This window comes from Rubrobacter aplysinae (assembly GCF_001029505.1).
GTDB lineage: Bacteria > Actinomycetota > Rubrobacteria > Rubrobacterales > Rubrobacteraceae > Rubrobacter_A > Rubrobacter_A aplysinae.
The window spans coordinates 85,517-107,551 of sequence record NZ_LEKH01000006.1; the positions used below are offsets into that span (position 1 = coordinate 85,517).

The window sequence follows — 22,035 nt, forward strand, 5'->3', positions numbered from 1 at the left end:
CCGCTGCTACAATACCCGGATTCCGCTCCACCTTTACGCTCTTTACGCCCGGAGGCACGCATGGCGTCTCGCAGAACGGCACAGATAATCCTCTCCCCCACGCCGTCGCTGCTGATCATGCTGATACTCACGCTGGTAATCGGCGGATGCTCCGGAGGAGACGACCCGCCCGAAACCACGAGTGGAGAGTTTCAGGAAGGCACCATCTCTTCCGGCGGCCAGGAAGATCCGGCTGGGGGCACGAGTAGCCTCCCGGGCGGCACCACGGGATCACCCGGCGAGACGGTGCTGCGCGTCGAGGGCGGTAAACGCACCAGGTTCTCCGGGCTCTGCATGGCGGGCGACCGAGAGTACGTGATAAGCGGCAGGCCATCCAGGACGTACTCCTTCGAGGAGAGCTCGTTCTCGTGCCGGATACAGAAACAGGACTCCGGCGGGGGCAACCTCAAGGTAACCGTGGTCTCCGGGGACTCGACCCGCTCCGTGCAGCAGACCAACGCCGGAGGCGGGGTCGTCAACGTCTCTCACGACGTCCCCGGAGGCTCCGCCGGTTAGCCAGCGGCTGTAGAATGAGATCGGCGGCCGGATAGCCGTATCCCACGAGGGTCATAAGATAATCGGGAAACAACGGAAGATCAGCTAGAAGCGAGGAGGCGGGATGGACCGCGAGTATGCCTGGAACCTACTCTGCCACTGGACCGAGGGGGACTCGCTCCGCAAGCACATGCTGGCCGTGGAGGCCGCAATGTGGGACTACGCCCGGTACTTCGGCGAGGATGAGGAGAAGTGGGGCATAACCGGCCTCCTGCACGACATGGACTACGAGAAACACCCGACCCCGGACGAGCATCCGATGGTCGGCGTGCGGGAGCTCCGGAGTCAGGGCTATCCCGAGGACGTGCTACATGCCATAGAGGGACATGCGGACTACCTGGACACTCCCCGAGACACCCTGATGTCCCGGTCCCTGTACGCCGTGGACGAGCTCTCGGGCTTCGTCACCGCCTGCGCGCTGGTGCGCCCGGAAGGTCTCTCTGGCATGAAGGCCAAGAGCGTACGGAAGAAGATGAAGCAGGCCTCCTTCGCCGCCAGCGTCAACCGCGAAGACATAGTAAACGGCGCAGAAGAGCTCGGCGTGGACCTGGACGAGCACGTAGAGTTCGTGATCTCGGCCCTCCAGAGAAGATCCTCTGAGCTTGGCCTCGCGCCGTAAGAGAACTCTCTGGACCAGAGGGGATAAAGAAAGGTCTCGCGCTCTGCTACGATGGTCGCGCGGCGGAAGAGAGGAGTTCTGGCAGGTGCTTCGGGTAATGGTCATATTCGGCGGCAGGAGCGGGGAGCACGAGGTCTCCCTGGCCTCGGCCCGCGCCGTCATGGAGGCCCTAGACGGCAGTGAGCGGTACGAGATAACGCCCGTCGGCATCACCCGCGAGGGACGTTGGGTCTCCGGCAACGACTCGCTGGAACGGCTAACGCACCAGCTAGAATCAGATGACGGAGACCACGACCAGGACGGCGGCGGACAGGCCGGACGGGGCTCCCCGGCTTCGGAAGTATCCGCCGCCCCGGCTCGGGAGCTGGCCCGCGAGCGGCTCCCCTCCGATCTCGGCGGCGTGGACGTGGTGTTCCCGGTGCTGCACGGCCCCAGAGGCGAGGACGGGACCATGCAGGGGCTGCTGGAGCTAGCCGGGGTGCCGTACGTCGGCTCCGGCGTGCTCGCCAGCGCGGTCGGGATGGACAAGGTCACCATGAAGAAGGTCTTCGACTATCACGGGCTGCCCCAGGTAGACTGGCTCGGGCTAACCAGCCTGCAGTGGGAATCCGAACGAGACTCCCTAACGGACAGGATCGGGACCGAGATCGGCTACCCGTGCTTCGTAAAACCCTCGAACATGGGGTCCAGCGTGGGCATCAGCAAGGTCGGCGGCCCGGCGGAGCTCCCCGAGGCGATACACGCCGCCGCGGAGTTCGACCGCCGCATCATGGTCGAGGCCGGCGTGGATGCCCGTGAGATCGAGGTCTCCGTGCTCGGCAACGAGCACCCGGAGGTCTCCCTGCCCGGCGAGATAGTCGTCCCGGAAGGCTTCTACGACTACGAGAACAAGTACACCGAGGGTGCGAGCGAGATCGTCGCCCCCGCCGACCTCCCCCGGAGCACTGTGGAGGAGATCCAGACCGTAGCCCGTACCGCCTATCAGGCGGTGGACGCGGCGGGTATGGCGCGGGTGGACTTCTTTCTGGAACAGGGCACGGACCGGCTATTCCTGAACGAGATCAACACCATCCCCGGCTTCACCCCGACGAGCGTCTATGCCCGGCTGTGGGACGCCTCCGGCCTCCCCTACGACGACCTCCTGGAGCGTCTCATACAACTCGCGCTGGAGCGGCACGGCGGCTAAACGCCGCCACCGGAGCCTCTCCCCGAAGCCAAGCCGTTCTGCTCCCGCAGAGGTACGAGTCAGGGCTTCGGAGACCCACTCTCGCGACCGTCATCCGGCACGGAGGTCTAATTTCACATCTCCCACGGACACGGCCCCAGAGCCGCAGTAAGACCCGGGGGCCGGACGTTACGGAGGGCGTCGGGCTCTACTCACCGCCGCCCTGCTGTTCGTCCGGGCGCCAGTCTTTTCTCAGGTGACCGTTGGTCTTGGCCTTCTCCGTGGCCTGCCGGGTGCTCTCCAGCCTTTCGGCGGCCTCCGAGAGCAGCTCCTTGAGGCGTTCGAGACGCCCCTTCTCCGTGGGTATCTCCAGTAGCTCCTGCCGGGTATCGAGCTCGAACTCTATGCGGCCCGCGATCCCGAAGGAGAGGTTCGTGTAAGGGGGCTCCACCTCGATATCCACGGAGCCCTCCGTCGCGGCTTCCACCACGCGCTCGAGCAGGGCTATGTTCTCCTCGGCCAGCGCCTGGAGGTCTCCGGTCGCCTCCTCGTCTTGCAGGTACTCGATCTCCCCGACGTAGTACGGTTTACCCGAGGGCCCGCCGGAGAGGATGTTGTTGAGCTTGAACCTCTGCGAGCCCTCTACGAGTATTACGAGCCGCCCGTCATCGTAGCGCTCGACCAGCTCGGAGATGCTCGCCGTGCAGCCTACTTCACGGGTCCCGGAGTCGTCGGAGAGGACCATGCCAAACTCCCCCCCACTCTCCAGGCACTCGTCAACCATCTGCTTGTAACGTTCCTCGAAGATGTGGAGCGGCAGCGGCGTACCGGGCATTAGCACCACGTTGAGCGGGAAAAGTGGTATCTCGGGCAATAGGGCTCCTTACCTCTGTCCGGCAACATTCTATATCAAGGCTCTGAAAGTATCTGTGGACGGCGCGCTGAAGCCCTGCCACCACGAGACGAGGGGCATCCCGTAGGATGCCCCTCGCGGTATTGAGATAGGTGGGCTCTGAGCCTACTCGTCCTTACTGATCCAGTAGGTAAAGAGCAAAGCCCCGGAGAACACGGACATCACCAGAAAGAACCCGATAAACAGCATGGCCGGTCCAGGGAAGGCCGCCTCCGCCAGCGTTAGATCCAGCATCTCCAGAGCTTGCATTAGCCGGCCTCCCGTCCAGAGATGGTGTTCACGCCGTCAGAGACCGCCGGGCAGTTCTCGCTAACCACCTTCTGATCCAGGGTGATGCACTTGTAGATCAAATACCCGGGGTCATTGTCCACCCGGCGAGCCGACTCCCGGGTGTAGCCCATCGTGACCATCGTAAACACTATCGTCACAGAGCAGGCGATCAGGGCAAACTGGCTCCAGCGGCTGGCGTTGCCCCAGTGGAAGCCACTCGCCGACGCTCTCAGATACAGCGCGACCACGAAGAACCCGACCAGCATCAGCCCGATCAGGCCGATGTACTTCCACGGGTACATCCCGCCGAGGGGTATCTGGGTTTCCTCACCACCGAGGAAGGTAATGCCGGTGGCAATGTGACCGTCGGCCGGTATCAGGTTCAGCACCGAGAACAGCGCGGTGAACGCCAGCCCTCCTATGGCAAGCTTGCGCAGGAAGGGCATCGGCCTCACCGAGAATCTCAGCTTGTGTACGAAGTAACCGGTAGCCGCCACCGCCAGCACCGTCAGCCAGATCATGAGCAGGTTGAAGGTAAAGGCGTTGTCGAGCATGATGCGGTCGAAGGCGTCGGGCGCGCTCTCGCGGATGCCCTTCATGTAGCCGTACCCGATCACGGGCTGCAGCATCGTGAACCCGAAGCCCCAGATGATCCCCCAGTGACCCATCCAGTCGTAGTAAGCCCGGTCGTCTTCGCGGGTGCTCTTCAGATACCGGAACCCGGCCCAGCCCGCGATCAGGAACCCGGCGTAGCCGAAGTTGCCCACGAAGCGGTGCATGTTCAAAGGCACCATCGTCTGGTTCAGGAAGGTCCGCGCAACGTCCGTAGCCGGCGCTTCTGCCGGGGTGAGCATGTACGAGGCCACCGCGTCTATCATGGTCATCGCCATCAGGCCGAAGAAGCCCGCGATAAATCCGAATACCACGTGCAGGTTCTTGCGGTAGGCTAGTTTGTCCCACACGTTGTACCAGGCGTACACGATAATGATCTGCCCGAGGAACATGAAAGCCTCGACCAGAAACACCCAGAAAAAGATGTTCTGCAAATAAGAGAAGAACACCGGGAACAACGTGACCAGGGCCAGCACGAACGTAATGGCGAGCGCCGCCCCGGAGGCGAACAGGAGAACCACGAACCTGGCCAGGTTGCGGGCGAACCTCTCGTAGCGAGGCTGCTTGGTCACCATGCCCATGTACTCACTGGTCGCCGCTATCAGCACCGCGCCGATAATGAAGGCGGCGAAGAGTATGTGAGACTGGACGAGAACGGCGATTACGACGTTCTTGCCGACTATTGGTACGTTTATATCACCAATGGGCATCCGCGCTTATACCCCCTCATCCACCTGGGAAGTTGATGATCCGGCTAACCGAGAGCATCATGTTCAGTATTACCACCACGATAACGAGCACGCCTATGATAGTAACGAACGGCCGCTTAAAGGCCGCGTAATGCGGGCTCGTGTCGAGCCAGGGCAGCGCAAACAGCAGCACGATGAAGATCGTCGGTATCACGACGGCTCCGAAGCTGATAAGCGCGTAGCCCGGGAAGAACATGAGCATCTGCTCGTAGAAGAAGAAGAACCACTCCGGCCGCGGCACGTAGTCCAGCGTCGCCGGGTTGGCGGGCTCGGACAGCGGTGCCGGAGACAGGTACGAGAGGGCTATACAGGCCACTAGCAGCGCGGTGGACACGTAGAGGTCGTAGAGCACCTGCTTCGGGAAGAACCCCATCGTCTCGTCTGGACGATCAAAGACGTTCTCCTCGGTGATTATCTCTTCTTCGGGAGATACCGACTTGTCAGGCGCCTTGGCCCACATCTCTCACACCTCACCTTCTACAAGGATAGCTTTGGATAAGTTAGCAGCATCGTTGCGGTCATGGCGGTAAATACTCTTACTCCCCATCATTCCCGTTCCCTGTAGCCCCGGTCCCCGTTAGAACCGTAGCCGTCCTCATCATCCTCGTACCCGTCTTCGAGCTCGTAGCGGGCCACCTCGTCGGCGGCCTGGTTCTCGTGCAGCTTGGAGAGCCGGTCGGTGTACTCGAACTCGCCGCCGAACACGCCGTGGCGGCGCATCAGGACGAGGTGGAGCCCGATCATGGGCGCTATGAGCGCGGGGAGCAGCCACACGTGGATGGCGAAGAAGCGGGATAACGTGGCCGGTCCGATCACATCGCCACCGAGCAAGAACTGTATCGTCTGCGCTCCGACGAGCGGAGAGTAGGAGCCGATCTTCATACCCACCACGGAGGCCCAGAAGCCGTCCTGGTCCCAGCGCAGGAGGTACCCGGTGAAGGCGAGCCCGATCACGAGCAAGAGCAGCACGACACCGATCACCCAGTTCAGCTCTCTCGGAGCCTTGTAGCCGCCGGAGAAAAAGACCTGGGCCATGTGCATCCCGATCACGGCCAGGAGAAAATTCGCCGACCAGTAGTGGATACCCCGGATCAACTGCCCGAAGTAGGTGTCGTTCTGTATGAAGTAAACGGAGTTCCAGGCCTGCTCGATGGATGGCACGTAGTAGAAGAGCAGCAGGATGCCGGTAAGAAACTGTAACGTTATGAGGAATAGCGTGGCGCTGCCGAGGGTGTAGAGCCAGGCCCCGCGCTTGGGGACGGGCTCGTACAGCGTGTGCTCCATGAAGGTTACGACGCCGGTCCGGTGCTCCATCCAATCCACCATGAACTTGCTGGCGTCCGCGGTCTGGGAGCGGACCTTGCTTATCATGCCCATTCTCTAGGCCTCCTTTCCGGCTCTCCGCGCAGAGGCCACAGATACCATCTCCGGGCTCATGGACAGCGTGCTATATGACATGCGGCTCACCGTAGGGCGCGCTGCCGTCGAACTCGTGCTTTACGTACAGCTTACCGTCGTCGCGGACCTCGGCTTTGGGATACTCGTACATCCCCCGGGGCGGAGGACCGGCCACGTAGTCGCCGTTCAGGGTGTAGATGCCGCCGTGACAGGGGCAGAGAAACTCTCCCTGACCCTCTATCTCAAGCCAGCGCACCGGGCAGCCCAGGTGGGCGCAGGAGTTGCTCAGGATGTTCAGCTTGTCCAGGATCTCTTTCTTCTCCTGCTCGGAGAAGCCCTGGCTCTTGCTGTCCAGAAAGCCCGGCCGCTCGCTCTCTTTGGCGTGACCGCTCGGCGAGTACCATGAGAGCCAGATCAAGTTCCTCACGGTCGGGTCGTAGGCCTCGTTGCCGCTCTCTTCCTGAATCTCCTCGTTACCGTATGACTGGGTGATCGGGAACTCCACCACGGTCGAGGTCGGCGCACCGGCCGGTATCTCACTGACGGACATGACCTCTTGCCACTCGTCCTTGACGTCGGATTTGCCCCGCACAACGTCTATAACCGGCCCGACCACGAAGAGGGTAGAGGGTACGACGAGCGCGGCCCCCATCACGCCGCCCAGCACGCCGAAACCCAGAAAGTCCCCGCGGCTTATACCGTCTTTCTGAAGATCTGCCAACGCTTCGCCCTTTCCAGCTTCTAGTCCGGCTCCGTGTACGGGGACCTTCCCCGCTGAATCTAGCGACTACCCCCGAAGGCGCCGCCCTCGTAATCACTTATCTGCTGACTCTCTACTTTATAGTCTGGCTGATTATATACTGTGAACGGAACCCTAGAGTTGGACTTCATAAAGCCCATGTTGAGCGCCGTTACAGCCGCCAGCACCCCTATAGACAGCAGCACCACCCGGTACCAGGTCCCCGGGCTGCCGTAGCGGAAGCGCAGCCTGCCGCGCAGGTAGGTAACGAAGGCCCCGAGTGTGGCGAGCGCCATCACCAGCATCGCTATGTAGCGCATGTACAGGAACGGAAAATCGGCTATGGGCGAGATCGAGTACAGCCCGGCGACCGCCGCCACGAGCCCGAATATGCGGATCGGCACCCGCCCACCGCGGTCGGGGTGCCGTATCGCGCCCATGTACATCGCCACGTTCGAGAGCACGAAGAGCCCGACCACGAGGATGAGGTTTATCTTGAGCATGCTCGCGGTGTCACCACTGGTGAGCCGCTCGTAGGAGCCGCCCGAGAGCGCCTGACCCTGGGGATCCGCGGGGGCAGCGGTCTTCATGGCGTAGGCCGTGGCGAAGCCAACGAATGGCTGGAGCAGCAGGAAGCCCACCCCCCAGGTAAGCCCGACCGAAGTGCTCCAGTCGTAGAAGGACTTGTCCTCCGGCCGCTTCGCCCTCATGTACATGAAGGCGGCCCAGGTAGCCACCGCAAACGCCGGCCAGGAGAGGTTGGCGAAGGTCCGGTGCAAGACCATCTCGGTGAACATCGGGTTGAAGACGCCCTGCACGGCCACGGTGAAGTTCTGCACGTTGCCAGCGGAGAGCGCCGGGACTCCGGGGCCGCCACCGGTAGTCATGTAGGTATCTATTCCGGTCATGATGACCATCCAGATCCAGATAAAGAAACCCATGGTGAACCCGAGAGCGATGTGACGCCGCTTGTGCAGCATCGCGTACTTGTCCCACTTGTAGTAGTAGCTGTACATGCCCCACAGCGCGAGCCCCATGGAGGCCATCGCCACCACGATGAGCAGGAAGAAGTGGGTAAACAGCGAGCCCGTGACCCGCGGATAGAACCCGACCAAAAGCACCATGAAGAGCACCGCGAACGTGGCCCCCGTGGAGAACGTCAGGACATTGAACCGCGTCATGGAGTGCGCCAGCCGGTCCATCCTCGGGCTACCCGTGCGGGCCCCCCAGGCCTGGAGTACCGGCGAGGCTATGGCAAACCCGACGAAGAGCTGGGCGAAGAACATGTGGACCAGCATCGTGATCCCCGTGAAAGCCCGGGTCCCACCCGGAAAGCTGAACGCCTGACCGAGGTCTATCTGGCCTAGAAACCAGAGGTTTGGAGAGATGGCTACAAGCACTCTTCTATACTCCTTCTAGGCCTTCTGGGCGCCGATGATCGGGCCTCCGAGGTCGCTCGACCCTATCCTGTGCAAAGTCGCCTGGTGTACTGCCCGGGGCTCGAGACGCCGGTTGACTATATAGTAGGTCGCCCCCTGCCGCTGCAACGCCTCCCGGATGGGCCGGATCATCTTCCGGTCCCGGACGGTGGCGAAGACCAGCACCCGACCCATCTCGAACTCGTCGTTCCAGATGCCGGCCTCCTGGCGGGGAGCTTCCATGTCGGTGAGTATCGGGGAGATCCCCACCCTGGTAAACGACCCCGCAACCAGGATGGCCGCCAGAGACATGAACACCACGAAGGTCGGTATCCCGATGGCCGGCACGACGAGCGCGAAGAAGATGCCGAGCAGGACGAAGGACACGGCGAAGCCTATCGGCACCTCGAGCCCCCGGCGGTCGTCCGGGATGGTTATGTACCGCGTCCCCTGCGGAAAGGGCTCCTGCTGGGCCGTGGCCGGGCGCTTTAGGACGACGGTCATGTCGTCGGGGCCCACGCCGAGGTCCCGCACCTCCTTGACGGCTTGGTTCAACTCGACGCCGTCGTTTACCACCCCAATCATGGTGTACTCGGAGCCTGGCTCCTGAGACTCCCGGGATATACCCAAGACCCTACCTCCATAGAGCTTATTAGCTTTTTCGGCTTCCTCTGCGCTTCTCTACCGGCTTCTACTCCCGCCACTTGCCACCGGGAGTTCCACGACCGATAGGATACATGCCCGCCCGCAAGCGGACCACCCCGCTCCGAGTATCGCCGGTAACTCTTTCACGCAGCCTCTCCGCCCGGCTCCCTGTATTTCATGCGTCCTTGTTTTATCCGTGCCTCGAACGGAAGACGCACATTGTGAAGGTTTGACCGGTTTATGCCCCGGGGCTCGGTTAGAATTCGGGCCGTGGACACCAGAGACGCTCAAAGACCGCTACGGCCGGGCGAGTACCCGGACAGGGAGATGCCCGACGAGCCGGGACTCGGGCGTTGGATCAAGCGCAACCCCTGGCTCCTGACCCGCCTGTTCATGGTGATAGTCTTCTCGTTCGGGGCGACCGCGACCGCGGCCAACTTCTCCTACGGGCTGGAGATCAACCCGATACCGCTCTCGGTGGAGCAGATCAACTCCGGCGAGCTCCCCCCGGAGGCGGAGCTCGAGGACTTCGTCGAGATCACCGGCACCCCGGACTACGGCGAGGACACGCGCCGCATCGGCACCGAGGAGTCCAGTATAGGCTTCGTCCAGCGTTACAGCGCAAACTACTTCTACTTCGGTCTGGAGGAGACCGAAGACAACCTCCTGATACAGTCCGCCCAGACCCCGCCGGACGTTACGGACGAGAGCGAGCGGGTGTGGCGCGGCAAGCTCTCCAACGTGGGGACCGTCATCTTCCACGACACCACCAGAGACGGCCTCAAAAACGCGGGACTCACTACTAATCAGAGCGTCCCGATAATCGAGACCGGAGACACCCCGAACTACTACCGGCAGATCTTCCCGGCCTACTCCACGATACTCGGGCTGTGGGTCCTCTCCTTGGCCTGGCTCGTCTGGAAGCGAAACAAGCCCTTCCTGGACGAGTAAATCCTGGACGGGTAACGGGCTGTACCCGCCCCCGCCAGACTGCTATATTTATCAGGCATCTAGTGTGGCTCCGGCTCAAGCTCGGGGCCTTCGCGGCGTGACAAAGGGCGGTGCGGAGCATTCGCGAGTCATCGGTTCTGGGGGGATAAGAAGGTTTGGACGGCTTCTTCAAGTTCTCGGAGAGGGGCACGAGCCTCCGCACGGAGATCATCTCCGGTCTGACGACCTTCATGACGATGGCGTACATAATCTTCGTCAACCCCTCGATACTCGCCAGCGAGGGCACCGGGCTCTCCGCTTCCGGGATCATATTCGCCACCTGCGTGGCGGCCGCCGCCGCGAGCATCGCGATGGGCGTGGCGGCGAACTTCCCGCTGGCGCTGGCCTCGGGCCTCGGGCTGAACGCGGTCGTCGCCTACACGCTAATACTCGGGCTGGGGCTGCCGTGGCAGACGGCGATGGCGGCCATCGTCGTGGAGGGGCTGTTGATAACGGTCCTCGTCTTGACCAACCTGCGGGAGGCGGTACTTAACGCGGTCCCGCTCTCGCTAAAGTTCGCCATAGCCGTCGGTATCGGGCTTTTCATAGCGTTTATCGGGCTGAAGAACTCCGGGATCGTGGTCTCCAACGAGACGAACTATCTGGCCCTCGGAGACCTCACCAGCGGGCCGGTGTTGCTCGCGGTCTTCGGGCTCGCCGTGACCCTCTCGCTGGTCGCCCGGGGGATACGGGGAGGGCTCCTGATCGGCATAGCCGTAACCGGGATAGCGGGCATGATCTCGGGCGTGGTGCCGCTGCCGCAGCAGGTAGTGGACTTCAACTTCGACACCTCCACGGTCGGCGGCGGTATCTTGGCGGTGCCGGACGTGTTGCAGCTCACGCTGCTACCCGTGATCTTCGCGCTTTTCATGACGGACTTCTTCGACACGATGGGGACCATGATCGCGGTCGCCCAGGAGGGAGATCTGCTGGAGGACGACGGCACGGTGCCGAACACCAAGCGCATCCTGCTCGTGGACTCCCTGGCGGCGGTTGGCGGCGGCGCGATGGGCGCGAGCTCGGTAACATCCTACGTCGAGAGTGGGTCGGGGGTCGCCGAGGGCGGCAGGACCGGGTTCTCCAGCGTGGTGGTCGGGCTGCTATTCCTGCTGGCGCTGCCGTTCGCGCCCCTGATCGCGGTCTTCGGCGGCGCCGTGCCCATAGCGGGACCCGAGGGCGGCGAGCTATTCGTCTCCCCCGTAACGGCCCCGGCGCTCGTGGTAGTGGGCTTCCTGATGATGACCTCGGTCCGCTTCATCCCCTGGGACCGTTTCGACGAGGCTATCCCGGCTTTTCTCACCATCCTCACGCTGCCGCTGACCTTCAACATCGCCTACGGCATAGGCTTCGGCTTCATCTCGTACGTGCTCATAAAGCTCGCCCGGGGCCGCCCCGGCGAGGTCCACCCCCTGCTCTACGGCGTGGCCGCGCTCTTCATGCTCGCCTTCGTGGAGCCGGCGCTCCAGAGCCTGTTCTCCTAACCGACACTCCGGAGAGCTAAGGCGAGGCCCTTGTTAACGAGGCTGTTACGAGACCGGATGTGTCCGGGATGTTTAGGCTCCCTGAGCCGGGGGTAACAGGCCCTGGTGTAGCGCGAGACAAAGTATCTGTTATGCTTCGCTTACGGACGCTACGTGGCAGCTTGCGGAGTAATTGTAAAGGGGGAGGTGAAAGGCGAGTCAACGTTCACGGTCCGCATAATCATGGCCCTTATCCCCAGCGTTACCGTTCGGCGGCACACAGATAATTTCGTTCCGTCCCGGGTTCTGTTGGAGCGGGTCAAGCCTCTTCGACGAGGCCAAGCGAACCGGATGTAATCAGACGTTTGATAGCCATCGCAGAGATACCTCTTACGGGAACATACTCCGGGGTAGGCTAGGTTAGTCCTTGTCGTAGGCAGTAGTCAGAAGGGAGAGTCGATGAGTGAGTCGAAGGGTCAGCAAAATCAGCAAAGTCAGCAGAGAGGGCAGCAGTCGAACAGCCCCCTGCAGAGCGAGCGTGGCGGCACCACCATCCAGAGCGCGGTGGTCTCGAAGGTCTCCGGTATAGCCGCCCAGGAGGTTGACGGCATCCGCATGGGTGGCGGCGGCTCTCAGGCGGCGGCCGGTCTCATAGGTAGCATCACCGGCAATCAGGGCGGCGGCCAGACCACCGGCGTAACCGTCGAGGTCGGCCAGGAAGAGGCCGCTATAGACCTGATCCTGACGGCGGAGTACGGCAAGTCCATACCCCAGCTCACCGAGGCTGTGCGCCGGAACGTGATCAACCGCGTGGAGAACCTGGTCGGCCTGAAGGTCAACGAGGTCAACATAGATGTCACCAACATCTTCTTCCCGCAAAACGATCAGAACCAGCAGCAGTTGGAGCAGGGCCAACAGCAGCAGTCCGGCTAGGCAGCCGAGGCGTCTGTGGCTGGCGAACTTCAAGTGGCGAGGGCCGTAGCCGATACGGCCCTCTCTACAGAGGGTATACATTCTCTAGGCACCGGCACCCTGGCGGAGATTGCGACTTACGGGCCCGGGGAGAAGGTTCTCGGGGTTATAGTGACCGAGGAAGAGGTGGAGGTGCACATAGTCGCCCTCTACCCGCTCAAGGGCACCGTCCCAGAGCTGGCGGGCGAGGTAAGAGACAAGGTCGCCCGGGACGCGGAAGGCCGCAGTATACAAGTAGTTGTCGACGACCTGGCGATGTCCGAGGAGGTGAACGACGATGCGAGTGTTTAACCGGATCGTCGTAACCCTGCTTCTTGTGGCGCTCCTGGTTCTGGGTATCTACGGCGTGATCTACAGCTTCCAGATAGCGGGCTACAGTCTCTCCAGCCTGGAGCAGACCCTGGGTGTACCGAGCATACTGAGCGGCGCGCAGAGCTTCCTGCAGAGCCTCGGGCAGGGCACGCTGCCCGCCCTCACAATCGCTATCCTGGCCGCTATCGTGGTTCTTGGCCTGATCCTGCTAATACTAGAGCTGAAGCCGCGCAGGCCCCGTCACGTGCGTACCAGTTCAAAGGGCGTGTATCTGACCCGGAGCGCCGTCCGCAGCGCGGTCAAGAGCGCCGCCGAGAGCACATCGGCCGTTTTGGGCGCCAAGGCCAAGGCCAAGGCGCGCCGGGGAGCCGGCGCCAAGGCCAAGGTCAAGGCTAGCGTCAGAACCGGGGAGGGCGGAGAAAGCTCCAGCATCCGGGACCAGATGAACAGCACGCTCTCGGAGAGGGGGGTCCCGATCAAAAAGCTAAAGCTAAAATTAGAAGAGACCAGCCCTCAGGGATCGAGCTCAGAGACAAGGGTGAAATGAACGGTTTCAACAGGTTAGTAATGCTGATCATAGCCCTGCTACTGCTGGTGGTGCCGGTTCTGCTGTTGCTGGTCGGGCTCGGGGTTATCTCTTCACAGCTGGCGAATACATACACCGGGTACCAGAGCGCGGCCAGCTCCATAGGCAGCTTCTCGCTCTCCGGGCTGCCGAACACGGCCAGGATCATAGCCGGTGTCGTAAGCGCGTTGGTGGCGCTTATAGCCCTGATACTCATATTCAGGGAGGTCACCCCGGGACGTCGTCCTGCCAAACAGGTCACCCTGAACCGCGAGTCCGGCAAGGAGACCAAGATCACCGCCAAGGGCGTACGCTCGCTCGCGGCGGGGGCGGCCCGAGAGGCCGGCGGGGCTTCCCCCAGGGTGTCGCTCGCCTCCAGGAAGAAGGCCTACAAGGTCAACTGCAGGATCAACGTTCCAGAGTCGAGCAGCTACACGGGGGTAGCGGAACGTGCCCGGGATAAGATCCGGCAAGTTCTGGACAATCAGAGCGTCCCGGTAAGAGAGGTCGAGGTTACGGTCGAAGGGGCCGACTCGGGCTCTGAGTCCTAGAACGCCAGACGAAAGGAGAGTTCGTGCAATACTGGACTAACAAACATTGGGGCGCACTATTCGGTGCCCTGGTGGTGCTCTTTATAGGACTGGTCGGGGTCGGGTTGACCGCCCTCGCCGTCCTGGCGGGGCTTTTGGGATACTTCATAGGCAAGTTCCTCGACGGAGAGTTGAGTCTCCAGGAGATACAGTACCGGGCCCAGGGCCGCACGCGGTATCCGGAACAGGGGCAGGGTCCCCCGAGGCCTCCGAGGGTGGACTAGGGTAGTCTGTTTCACTTCTCCGGGGCCGCAGAGCATTTAAGGTTCTGTGAGGTGCCGGAAAGCAACTCAGAAAGGAAGGGGTAAAGAATGCAGCTTGCGTTGTTGCAGGGAGTACTGGGAGAGTTGGTACAGGAGGGCAGTTCGGTCTTCTGGCTCTGGATCGGGGCTGGCGGCTTCTTCCTCGCTACCGCATGGTTCGTTTATCTGGCCGCTACCAGCGGTGGCAGTCACACTCACCACTATGTAGCTAGCACCATTATCGTGCTCTGGGCTGGCGTGTGGTACGCGATAATGGCCACCGGCGGTGCCATCTCTCTCGTTTCGGGCCCCGGCGGCGAGCCGGTGGTGTACTACTTTGGTCGCTACATAGACTGGACGCTAACGACTCCCCTGCTGCTCCTGGGCCTGGCCTGGGTCGGTCTCGGCGGCACAGGAGTAGGAAACAGGTCAGGCTTGATCTGGGGCCTCGTCATCGCCGACGTGCTGATGATCCTGACCGGTGTTGTGGCCGGTGCGACCACCGCGTTCGTGTCCGGGCTTTTCTTCGTGCTCAGCACCATCTTCTTCCTGATCGTACTCGCTCTCGTCTGGGGTCCGCTGCGCTCCGCGGCCCAGCAGGGTGAGCCGGAGGGCGGCTTTGGGCTGTTCTACACCCTGGCTACCATGCTGACGGTGCTCTGGATCATCTACCCGATCGTGTGGCTGATCGGTACCGAAGGCGCCGGGCTCGTTACGGCCCCGATCGAGGTCTTCCTCTACGCGGTTCTGGATGTCCTGGCGAAGATAGCCTTCGGCGCTATCCTGCTCGGCGGCGTCAGGCGCGCCTCGGGTGGCCAGCAGCAGAGCGGCGGTGGCTCCCAGAGAAGGGCCGCCCGGGTTAGCTAGAGCGTAAACGAAAAGTATTGCACGACTCCCTAGCGGGTCCCCATGGGGGCCCGCTTTTTCTTTGCCCTACTTCTCCACTTTTGCCGAAAATCCACTGGACGTGACCGCACTGGACGTGGAAGACGCTACACGTGGTCCTGGTAGGCGGAGCTCGGAGGAACACCGGGGCAGAGAGACCCGGCTCCGGCTACATCGCTCAGATGGTACTTACCGGAGTATGGCTGACCTCGCGGCGATAGTCTTCATAACGGCGTTGATGTACGCCTTCGCCAACTGGGCGTAAGCGGCTAGCCGGGGTCAGAGAGCACGAGCTCGGCGACCACCGGATAGTGGTCGCTCGGGTAGACGGGCGGGACCTCGTCGCGTACCACGGAGCAGGAGCGTGTCTCCCACCGTCTCTCCGAGCCGTCCCGCACGAGCACCCAGTCGAGCCTCGCCTCGCTATCTCGCCTCCTGGGGGTAAAGTCCTGGCCCGCAAAGCGGTGGAAGGTGTTCTCCGGCGGGTTGCCGACCAGACGATGGGCGTCCGAGTAACCGGCCTCCTCGTACATCTGGTAGGTCCTGTAGCCCGGGTTGCAGTTGAAGTCTCCGGTCACGATCGCGGGTAGCGTGCCGCCCGTTAGCTCTTCAAGCCTGCGGAGGATGAGGCGGCTGCCCTCTACCCGGGCCTCGCCGCTCTCGTGATCCAGGTGGGTATTGAGGTGAACGAACTCCGCGCCGTGCGGGGTACGGAAACGCGCCCACGACGCCGAGCGCACGTGGCTCGACCCCCACGAGCGAGATCGTTCGTCAGGCGTCTCGGAGAGCCAGAACCCGCCTCCGTCGAGGAGGTTCAGCCTATTCGGGTCCCAGTAGACCGCGTTGTAGGCCCACGGCCTGTGATTCTCGTAGCCTGGCCCGAGCCGCCGCTCGTAGCAGGACAGCTCCCTATCGTAGGTCTTCCGGTTGCCTTTCTGAAGCTCCTGGAAGCCTATTAGGTGCGGCGCGCAGCGCCGGATGCAGTCCACGTTTAGCCCGGCGCGCCGGGGCCACTCGTTCGCGCCGTCGCGGTGCTGCGAGCCCCGGACGTTGAAGGTCATCACCCTTAGAGCGCTCAGCGTTTAGCTTTAAGCTTTGACGCTCCTGGGAACGCGGCCTCTTCTGCTTGCAGGTCGCTCCACACACCTGCTGACCGCCGGCGGCAGGCCGCCTCTACTCCCACTCGATAGTGCCGGGAGGCTTGCTGGTTATGTCGAGAGCAACGCGGTTGACGCCGGGGACCTCGTTTATGATGCGGTTACTAACCTTTTCGAGCAGGTCGTACGGGAGGCGCGCCCAGTCAGCGGTCATGGCGTCGTCGGAGGTGACGGCCCGGATCATCACCGGGTAGGCGTAGGTGCGGGCGTCGCCCATGACGCCGACGGAGTGGATGGCGGGTAAGACGGCGAAGCTCTGCCACAGGTCGCGGTACAGGCCGGCAGTGCGGATCTCCTCCTGTAGTACGGCGTCGGCCCTGCGGAGTATCTCCAGGCGCTCGGCGTTTACCTCCCCGATAATGCGGATGGCGAGGCCGGGGCCGGGGAACGGCTGGCGCCACACCATGCGCTCCGGCATCCCGAGCTCCGCAGCCACGACACGCACCTCGTCCTTGAACAGGCTGCGCAGGGGCTCGACGAGGTCGAGGTCCATCACCTCCGGCAGGCCGCCGACGTTGTGGTGGCTCTTGATCTTGGCCGCGTCCCGCGTGCCGCTCTCTATGACGTCCGAGTACAGCGTGCCCTGCACGAGAAATCCGGCGTCTTGTATCTGCCCGGCCTCCTCCTCGAAGGTTCGGATGAACTCCTCGCCCACGATCTTGCGCTTGGCCTCCGGGTCGGTGACGCCGGCGAGCTTGTCCAGGAAGCGGCCCCGGGCGTCCACGTGAATGAGCGGCACGTCCGAGTTCTCCTGGAAGGTTTCCATGACCTGATCCGCCTCGTTCTGACGCAAGAGGCCGTGGTCCACGAAGACGCAGGTGAGGTTGTCGCCGACGGCCCGGTGGACGAGCAGCGCGGCCGCAGCCGAGTCCACGCCGCCGGAGAGGCCGCAGATCACCTTCGACTCCCCCACCTGATCCCGGATCTTCTCCACCGCGTCGGTGATGATGTTGACCGGGGTCCACTCCGGCCTGGCCTCGCACGCCTCAAAGAGGAAGTTCTTGAGGATGTCCTCGCCGCTCTCGGTATGCTTTACCTCGGCGTGAAACTGGATGCCGTAGCGGTGCCGCTCGCGGTCCTCGAACGCGATTATCGGCACGGTCGGGGTTTCGGCGGTTACCTCGAAGCCGGGCGGCGGGGCGAGCACGGCGTCGCCGTGGCTGGTCCAGGCGACCTGGGTCTCGGGGGTCCCGGCGAAGATCCCCTTATCGTCCTTCACGTGGATCTCGGACCGGCCGTACTCCCGGATCTGCACGCTCTCGACCTCGCCGCCGAGCGCGAGGCCCATGAGCTGCATGCCGTAGCAGATGCCGAGTATGGGCACTTCGAGGTCGAAGAGCGCCGGGTCTATCCTCGGTGCGCCTTCCTCGTACACGCTGTTCGGCCCGCCGGAGAGGATGATGCCTTCGAGGTCTTCGCCGTAGGAGGCTATCTTCTCCACCGGCGTGTCGTAGGGGACGAGCTCGCTGAAGACGCGGGCCTCGCGCACCCTGCGGGCTATTAGCTGGGCGTACTGTCCGCCAAAGTCGAGGACCAGGATCACGCGCCGCCCCTAGCCCATACCTACGCCCTGGGAGCGCTGCTCGACCTTGCCTTCGGTCTGCAGTCCCGGAGCGTACATGACCTCGGCCTTCTGGAACTCCTTGATGTTCTGGTAGCCGGTCGTGGCCATGCTCATCTGGAGCGCGCCCATAAGGTTCAGGGAGCCGTCGTTCTCCCGAGCCGGGCCGGTCAGGATCTCCTCGATGCTGCCGGTAGTGGTGGTCTTTATGCGGGTGCCGCGCGGCAGCGTCGGGTGGAAGGTCGCCATACCCCAAGAGTAGCCCTTGCCCGGGGCCTCCTCGGCCTTGGCGAACGCGCTGCCGAGCATCACGGCGTCGGCGCCGACCGCAACCGCCTTGGATACGTCGCCCCCGGTCGACATGCCGCCGTCGGCGATGACGTTCACGTAGTCGCCGGTCTCGAAGTAGTGGCGCATGCGGGCCGCGGCCGCGTCGGCCACCGCGGTGGCCTGGGGCACGCCGACCCCGATCACACCCCGGGTGGTGCAGATACGGCCCGGCCCGACCCCGACGAGCACGCCGACCGCGCCGGTGCGCATGAGGTGGAGTGCGGTCGAGTAGCTGGCGCAGCCGCCGACGACCACGGGCACGTTGAGCGAGGGTATGAACTCCATGAGGTTCAGAGGAGTGGTCGTGGTGGAGACGTGCTCGGCGGAGACCACGGTGCCCTGTATCACCAGGAGGTCCAGCCCGGCCTCCAGGGCGGAGCGATGATACTTCTCCACCCTCTGGGGGGTAAGGCTCGCGCAGGCGAGGACGCCCTGGTCCTTGATCTCCTGCACCCGGCGGAAGATGAGCTCTTCCTTGATGGGCTCCTGGTAGAGCTCCTGCATCACGCGGGTCGCCTTCTCCTGCGGCAGACTCGCAATCTCCTCAAAGATCGAGTCCGGGTCCTCGTAGCGGGTCTGGAGCCCCTCCAGGTTGAGCACCGCCAGCCCGCCCAGGTTACCGATGATCCCGGCGGTCTTGGGGTCTACCGAGGCGTCCAACGCGCTCGCCATACACGGTAGATCCAGGTGCAAATTCCCGAGACTCCAGGATATGTCCACATCCTCCGCATCCCGGGTCCTGCGGCTCGGGACGATGGCGATCTCGTCCAGAGAGTAGGCCCTTCGCGCCGTCTTTCCTCTCCCTATCTCAATGTCCATTTAGCCTCCTTTCTAGGCAGGCCCCGAGAGGCCCGCACCACTACCTAGAGCCCGAATCGGAGGCCGCCGCCCGACGCCTAAAGCCCGCAGCGGGTATAACAAAGCCCACGAACAGTCGTCCGTGGGCTCCGCCTCTTCTTTACTCTGGCCCTCGCAAATCCAGATTATGCTACACCTCGTCGTCCGCGAGGGTCAAGGTAAGTTATCCGCCAGCTTGTCTGCTAGTTCACACAGCACCGGGTCCTCTGGCAAGAACGCTTAGTTAACAAGCCTCAATATGAGCACAACCAAGATTATTATGACCAGCACGCTAATGATTGTGCCTAACAGCCCTCGTCCCATTTTACTCCTCCCTTGACCGCCGTTTTCGTTGTAAGTGTAGTTCCCTGTACGCGGAGTAATCAAACCAGCAGGATATTACGGTGCTAGCAAAGAGAACGGATAAACAGGGATATTCCTTAGTATCCAGTACACCAAGATAATCAATAGTAATGACCATATAAATACAGGTTGGATAAAGAAACGTCGTAACGATTGTCCAAAGAAGGTGAGCTTGAGTTGAGATGTAAAGTAGTAGGCGATAAAGGGGACGGAAAGAACCATCATAGGGTTCAAGCCTAGAGCTGCAACAAGTTCTCCACGTGCGAGTTGATGTATAGCTCGAAGACTCCCGCATCCCGGACAATAGCAACCCGTCATTGCTAAAAACGGGCACCGCGGGAAGAGGTTAGAGTTAGTCGGATTGACTAAGTACAGAACGCTTATAGATATTAACACTGCAAAAATAAAGCCCGCAGAGGAGAGCCGGGCCATAGAGGTCGAGGCCAAGACTCAGGCTCCGGCAAGAGCCGCAATGACAGTGAAGGATAGATAGCCTAGCCAAAGCACTATCCCGCTCCCAAAAGCTACCCACGCCCAAGTCTTTGCTTTCCTCGACGTCTCCGCAGCGGCTGTTCTCTGACCCGCCGCCACTCTGCCATTAACTTGCGCTGCATAGACTATAGATACTATCCCAAACGGCAAACAACAGAAGATCGTGGTGAGAATAGCTGGAACTAGGTAATTCGGAACGTATTCCTGCGAGTGGTGCTGAGTGTATGGTGGAACACCAGTAGGCTGGGAAGCCCCAGATCGTAGATTGGCCCCGCAATTGGTGCAGTGGATAGCATTATCGTCGTTCTGGGCGCCGCAGTTAGAGCAATACACTAGTCCTCCATCTATTATTGCTACTGGTTGAAACTCCCCTAGCATTACTCACTGCTCGTTTATTATGCGCTATGCGAAGCATTTCGCGCAACACGACGACTGGAATCCAGTGGCGGGTCCCGCAAAACAAAGAGGGGCGGAGCCAATAAGGCCCCGCCCCGATGGATCTCTCGCTTTGGACGGCCCTTACATCATGCCGCCCATGCCGCCCATGCCGCCACCGGCGGCGGCTCCGGCGCCTTCCTCCTCGGGCTCGGCCACGACGACGTCGGTCGTGACGATGAGGCTCCCGATGGAAGCGGCGTTCTGGAGCGCCGAGCGGGTCACGAGCGCGGGCTCGATGACGCCGGCCTTCACGAGATCCTCGTACTCGCCGCTCAGGGCGTTGAAGCCCACGTTACCGCCCTGATTGCGGACCTTGTCCACCACGATGGAGCCGTCGGCCCCGGCGTTGGAGGCAATCTGACGGATCGGCTCCTCCAGCGCGCGGTAGATGATCCTGCCGCCGGTCAGCTCGTCGCCGTCCAGGCTGGAAAGGAAGTCGCCGACCGCGTTCTGGGCGTGCAGCAGCGCGACGCCGCCGCCCGGCACGACGCCCTCTTCGAGGGCCGCGCGGGTCGCGGAGAGTGCGTCCTCGACGCGATGCTTCTTCTCCTTGAGCTCGGTCTCCGTGGCCGCGCCGACCTTGATGACCGCCACGCCGCCGGAGAGCTTGGCGAGCCTCTCCTGGAGCTTCTCGCGGTCGAAGTCGGAGTCGGTGTTATCCAGTTCGCTGCGGATCTGGCCGATCCGGCCCCGGATGGCGTCAGCCTCGCCGGCGCCGTCCACGATTGTGGTGTCGTCCTTGGTGATAACGACGCGGCGGGCGCGGCCAAGCTGGTTCATCTGGGTGTTCTCGAGCTTGAGGCCGAGCTCCTCGGTGATGACCTCGCCGCCGGTTAGCGTCGCGATGTCCTCCATCATCCGCTTGCGGCGGTCACCGAAGCCGGGGGCCTTGACGGCGGCGGCGTTGAAGGTGCCGCGCAGCTTGTTGACGATCAGGGTGGCGAGAGCCTCGCCCTCGACATCCTCGGCCACTATGAGCAGCGGACGGTTCTGCTGCATTACCTGGTTCAGAAGGTTCAGCACGTCCTGGATGTTGCCGATCTTCTGGTTGGCGAGCAGGATGTAGGGGTCGTCGAGCACGGCCTCCATGCGATCCTGGTCGCTGACCATGTACGGCGAGAGGTAGCCCTTGTCGAACTGCATGCCCTCGGTGAACTCAAGGTCGAGTCCGAGCGTGTTGCCCTCCTCGACGTTCACCACGCCGTCCTTGCCGACCTTGTCTATGGCGTCGGAGATGGCGTTGCCGATCTCGTCCGAGCGAGCGGAGATGGCGCCGACGCGGGCGATGTCTTCCTTGCCGGAGATCTCGTTCGCCTGACCCTTGATGGCCTCGGCGGCCTGATCCACGGCCTTGTCTATGCCGGCGCGCAGGATGACCGGGTTGGCGCCCGCCGCGACGTTCTTCAGACCCTCGCGCACGATGATCTGGGCCAGCACCGTGGCCGTGGTCGTGCCGTCACCGGCGACGTCGTTGGTCTTGGTGGCGACCTCTTTTACGAGCTGCGCGCCCTGGTTCTCGAAGATGTCCTCGATCTCGATCTCGCGCGCAATCGTCACGCCGTCGTTGGTAATGGTCGGCGAGCCGAACTTCTTGTCCAGCACCACGTACTGGCCCTTCGGCCCGAGCGTTACCTTTACGGCGTCCGCCAGCTTGTTGACGCCGGACTCTAGCGACTGCCGGGCGTCGGTGTGGAACTTTAGCTCTTTGTGAGCCACCCT

The 22,035-nt window shown here is 62.5% G+C and carries 25 protein-coding genes and 1 pseudogene; 11 read left to right on the forward strand and 15 right to left on the reverse strand.

The features are described from left to right. Positions 1 to 60: 60 nt before the first annotated feature. The 3 genes from ABD53_RS08000 to ABD53_RS08010 all read left to right on the forward strand — a co-directional run bounded on the left by ABD53_RS08000 (position 61) and on the right by ABD53_RS08010 (position 2,399). On the forward strand, positions 61 to 555 hold the full coding sequence (locus ABD53_RS08000; RefSeq protein ID WP_047865246.1) for a hypothetical protein: 495 nt from the start codon (positions 61 to 63) through the stop codon (positions 553 to 555). Positions 556 to 658: 103 nt separating this feature from the next. After that, positions 659 to 1,213, forward strand: coding sequence for an HD domain-containing protein (locus tag ABD53_RS08005; RefSeq protein ID WP_047865247.1), 555 nt, complete (start codon positions 659 to 661; stop codon positions 1,211 to 1,213). 85 nt (positions 1,214 to 1,298) lie between these two features. Then, positions 1,299 to 2,399: a D-alanine--D-alanine ligase family protein gene (locus tag ABD53_RS08010; RefSeq protein ID WP_200900337.1), complete on the forward strand. Its 1,101-nt coding sequence runs from the start codon at positions 1,299 to 1,301 to the stop codon at positions 2,397 to 2,399. Positions 2,400 to 2,586: 187 nt separating this feature from the next. Here ABD53_RS08010 and ABD53_RS08015 read toward each other — a convergent pair whose 3' ends face one another. The 8 genes from ABD53_RS08015 to ABD53_RS08045 form a co-directional block, all read right to left on the reverse strand. After that, positions 2,587 to 3,252 (reverse strand): LON peptidase substrate-binding domain-containing protein, encoded by a 666-nt coding sequence (locus tag ABD53_RS08015; protein ID WP_047865249.1) that lies wholly within the window; start codon positions 3,250 to 3,252, stop codon positions 2,587 to 2,589. Between the two features lie 144 nt (positions 3,253 to 3,396). Further along, positions 3,397 to 3,540, reverse strand: coding sequence for a hypothetical protein (locus ABD53_RS17245; RefSeq protein WP_160309647.1), 144 nt, complete (start codon positions 3,538 to 3,540; stop codon positions 3,397 to 3,399). Continuing rightward, a complete protein-coding gene (locus ABD53_RS08020; protein ID WP_047865250.1) occupies positions 3,540 to 4,883 on the reverse strand; it encodes a cytochrome ubiquinol oxidase subunit I in 1,344 nt (447 codons plus the stop codon). Before ABD53_RS08020 ends, ABD53_RS17245 begins: the two co-directional genes overlap by 1 nt. Positions 4,884 to 4,899: 16 nt before the next feature. Next, positions 4,900 to 5,382: a cytochrome b family protein gene (locus ABD53_RS08025; RefSeq protein WP_047865251.1), complete on the reverse strand. Its 483-nt coding sequence runs from the start codon at positions 5,380 to 5,382 to the stop codon at positions 4,900 to 4,902. 86 nt (positions 5,383 to 5,468) lie between these two features. After that, positions 5,469 to 6,299, reverse strand: a complete 831-nt coding sequence (locus ABD53_RS08030) for a cytochrome b (protein WP_235401462.1) — start codon at positions 6,297 to 6,299, stop codon at positions 5,469 to 5,471. A 70-nt stretch (positions 6,300 to 6,369) separates the two neighbouring features. Next, complete coding sequence (locus ABD53_RS15865; RefSeq protein ID WP_053057821.1) at positions 6,370 to 7,041, reverse strand: QcrA and Rieske domain-containing protein; 672 nt, start codon at positions 7,039 to 7,041, stop codon at positions 6,370 to 6,372. 59 nt (positions 7,042 to 7,100) lie between these two features. Continuing rightward, on the reverse strand, positions 7,101 to 8,459 hold the full coding sequence (locus ABD53_RS08040) for a cytochrome ubiquinol oxidase subunit I (protein ID WP_047865252.1): 1,359 nt from the start codon (positions 8,457 to 8,459) through the stop codon (positions 7,101 to 7,103). A gap of 15 nt (positions 8,460 to 8,474) precedes the next feature. Further along, entirely contained in the window at positions 8,475 to 9,107 is a 633-nt protein-coding gene (locus tag ABD53_RS08045; RefSeq protein ID WP_047865253.1) for a hypothetical protein, read from the reverse strand. A gap of 285 nt (positions 9,108 to 9,392) precedes the next feature. Here ABD53_RS08045 and ABD53_RS08050 point away from each other — a divergent pair, with 285 nt between their 5' ends. The 8 genes from ABD53_RS08050 to ABD53_RS08085 all read left to right on the forward strand — a co-directional run bounded on the left by ABD53_RS08050 (position 9,393) and on the right by ABD53_RS08085 (position 15,120). Next, positions 9,393 to 10,073, forward strand: coding sequence for a hypothetical protein (locus tag ABD53_RS08050; RefSeq protein ID WP_152670659.1), 681 nt, complete (start codon positions 9,393 to 9,395; stop codon positions 10,071 to 10,073). A 155-nt stretch (positions 10,074 to 10,228) separates the two neighbouring features. Next, positions 10,229 to 11,593 (forward strand): NCS2 family permease, encoded by a 1,365-nt coding sequence (locus ABD53_RS08055; protein WP_047865255.1) that lies wholly within the window; start codon positions 10,229 to 10,231, stop codon positions 11,591 to 11,593. Positions 11,594 to 12,031: 438 nt separating this feature from the next. Then, positions 12,032 to 12,505 carry an Asp23/Gls24 family envelope stress response protein gene (locus ABD53_RS08060; protein WP_047865256.1) on the forward strand — a complete coding sequence of 158 codons (474 nt, stop codon included), beginning with the start codon at positions 12,032 to 12,034 and terminating at the stop codon, positions 12,503 to 12,505. Between the two features lie 33 nt (positions 12,506 to 12,538). Then, complete coding sequence (locus ABD53_RS08065) at positions 12,539 to 12,835, forward strand: hypothetical protein (protein WP_235401465.1); 297 nt, start codon at positions 12,539 to 12,541, stop codon at positions 12,833 to 12,835. Further along, on the forward strand, positions 12,822 to 13,403 hold the full coding sequence (locus ABD53_RS08070) for an Asp23/Gls24 family envelope stress response protein (RefSeq protein ID WP_152670660.1): 582 nt from the start codon (positions 12,822 to 12,824) through the stop codon (positions 13,401 to 13,403). The genes ABD53_RS08065 and ABD53_RS08070 overlap by 14 nt, the downstream gene beginning before the upstream one ends. Continuing rightward, the gene (locus ABD53_RS08075; RefSeq protein ID WP_047865259.1) at positions 13,400 to 13,972 is read left to right on the forward strand and encodes a hypothetical protein; all 573 of its coding nucleotides are present in this window, start codon (positions 13,400 to 13,402) and stop codon (positions 13,970 to 13,972) included. Before ABD53_RS08070 ends, ABD53_RS08075 begins: the two co-directional genes overlap by 4 nt. Positions 13,973 to 13,995: 23 nt before the next feature. Beyond that, entirely contained in the window at positions 13,996 to 14,235 is a 240-nt protein-coding gene (locus ABD53_RS08080; RefSeq protein WP_047865260.1) for a DUF2273 domain-containing protein, read from the forward strand. 87 nt (positions 14,236 to 14,322) lie between these two features. Next, complete coding sequence (locus tag ABD53_RS08085; RefSeq protein WP_084709429.1) at positions 14,323 to 15,120, forward strand: bacteriorhodopsin; 798 nt, start codon at positions 14,323 to 14,325, stop codon at positions 15,118 to 15,120. Positions 15,121 to 15,407: 287 nt separating this feature from the next. Here the strand turns inward: ABD53_RS08085 and ABD53_RS08090 are convergent, their stop codons facing one another. From ABD53_RS08090 to groL, 7 genes and pseudogenes are all read right to left on the reverse strand, one after another. Beyond that, entirely contained in the window at positions 15,408 to 16,199 is a 792-nt protein-coding gene (locus ABD53_RS08090) for an endonuclease/exonuclease/phosphatase family protein (RefSeq protein ID WP_053057823.1), read from the reverse strand. A gap of 112 nt (positions 16,200 to 16,311) precedes the next feature. Continuing rightward, positions 16,312 to 17,838, reverse strand: coding sequence for a glutamine-hydrolyzing GMP synthase (gene guaA / locus ABD53_RS08095; RefSeq protein ID WP_047865261.1), 1,527 nt, complete (start codon positions 17,836 to 17,838; stop codon positions 16,312 to 16,314). Between the two features lie 9 nt (positions 17,839 to 17,847). Further along, positions 17,848 to 19,005, reverse strand: a complete 1,158-nt coding sequence (locus tag ABD53_RS08100; RefSeq protein WP_047865262.1) for a GuaB3 family IMP dehydrogenase-related protein — start codon at positions 19,003 to 19,005, stop codon at positions 17,848 to 17,850. 417 nt (positions 19,006 to 19,422) lie between these two features. Continuing rightward, positions 19,423 to 19,818, reverse strand: coding sequence for a DUF2752 domain-containing protein (locus ABD53_RS17950; RefSeq protein WP_407690111.1), 396 nt, complete (start codon positions 19,816 to 19,818; stop codon positions 19,423 to 19,425). A gap of 18 nt (positions 19,819 to 19,836) precedes the next feature. Further along, complete coding sequence (locus ABD53_RS17955) at positions 19,837 to 20,169, reverse strand: CD225/dispanin family protein (RefSeq protein WP_084709445.1); 333 nt, start codon at positions 20,167 to 20,169, stop codon at positions 19,837 to 19,839. Next, positions 20,146 to 20,256, reverse strand: a pseudogene (locus tag ABD53_RS17960) (zinc ribbon domain-containing protein); the annotation flags it as partial. The gene ABD53_RS17955 and the pseudogene ABD53_RS17960, both read right to left, overlap by 24 nt. Before the next feature lie 141 nt (positions 20,257 to 20,397). After that, a complete protein-coding gene (gene groL / locus ABD53_RS08105; protein WP_047865263.1) occupies positions 20,398 to 22,032 on the reverse strand; it encodes a chaperonin GroEL in 1,635 nt (544 codons plus the stop codon). Positions 22,033 to 22,035 lie beyond the last annotated feature (3 nt).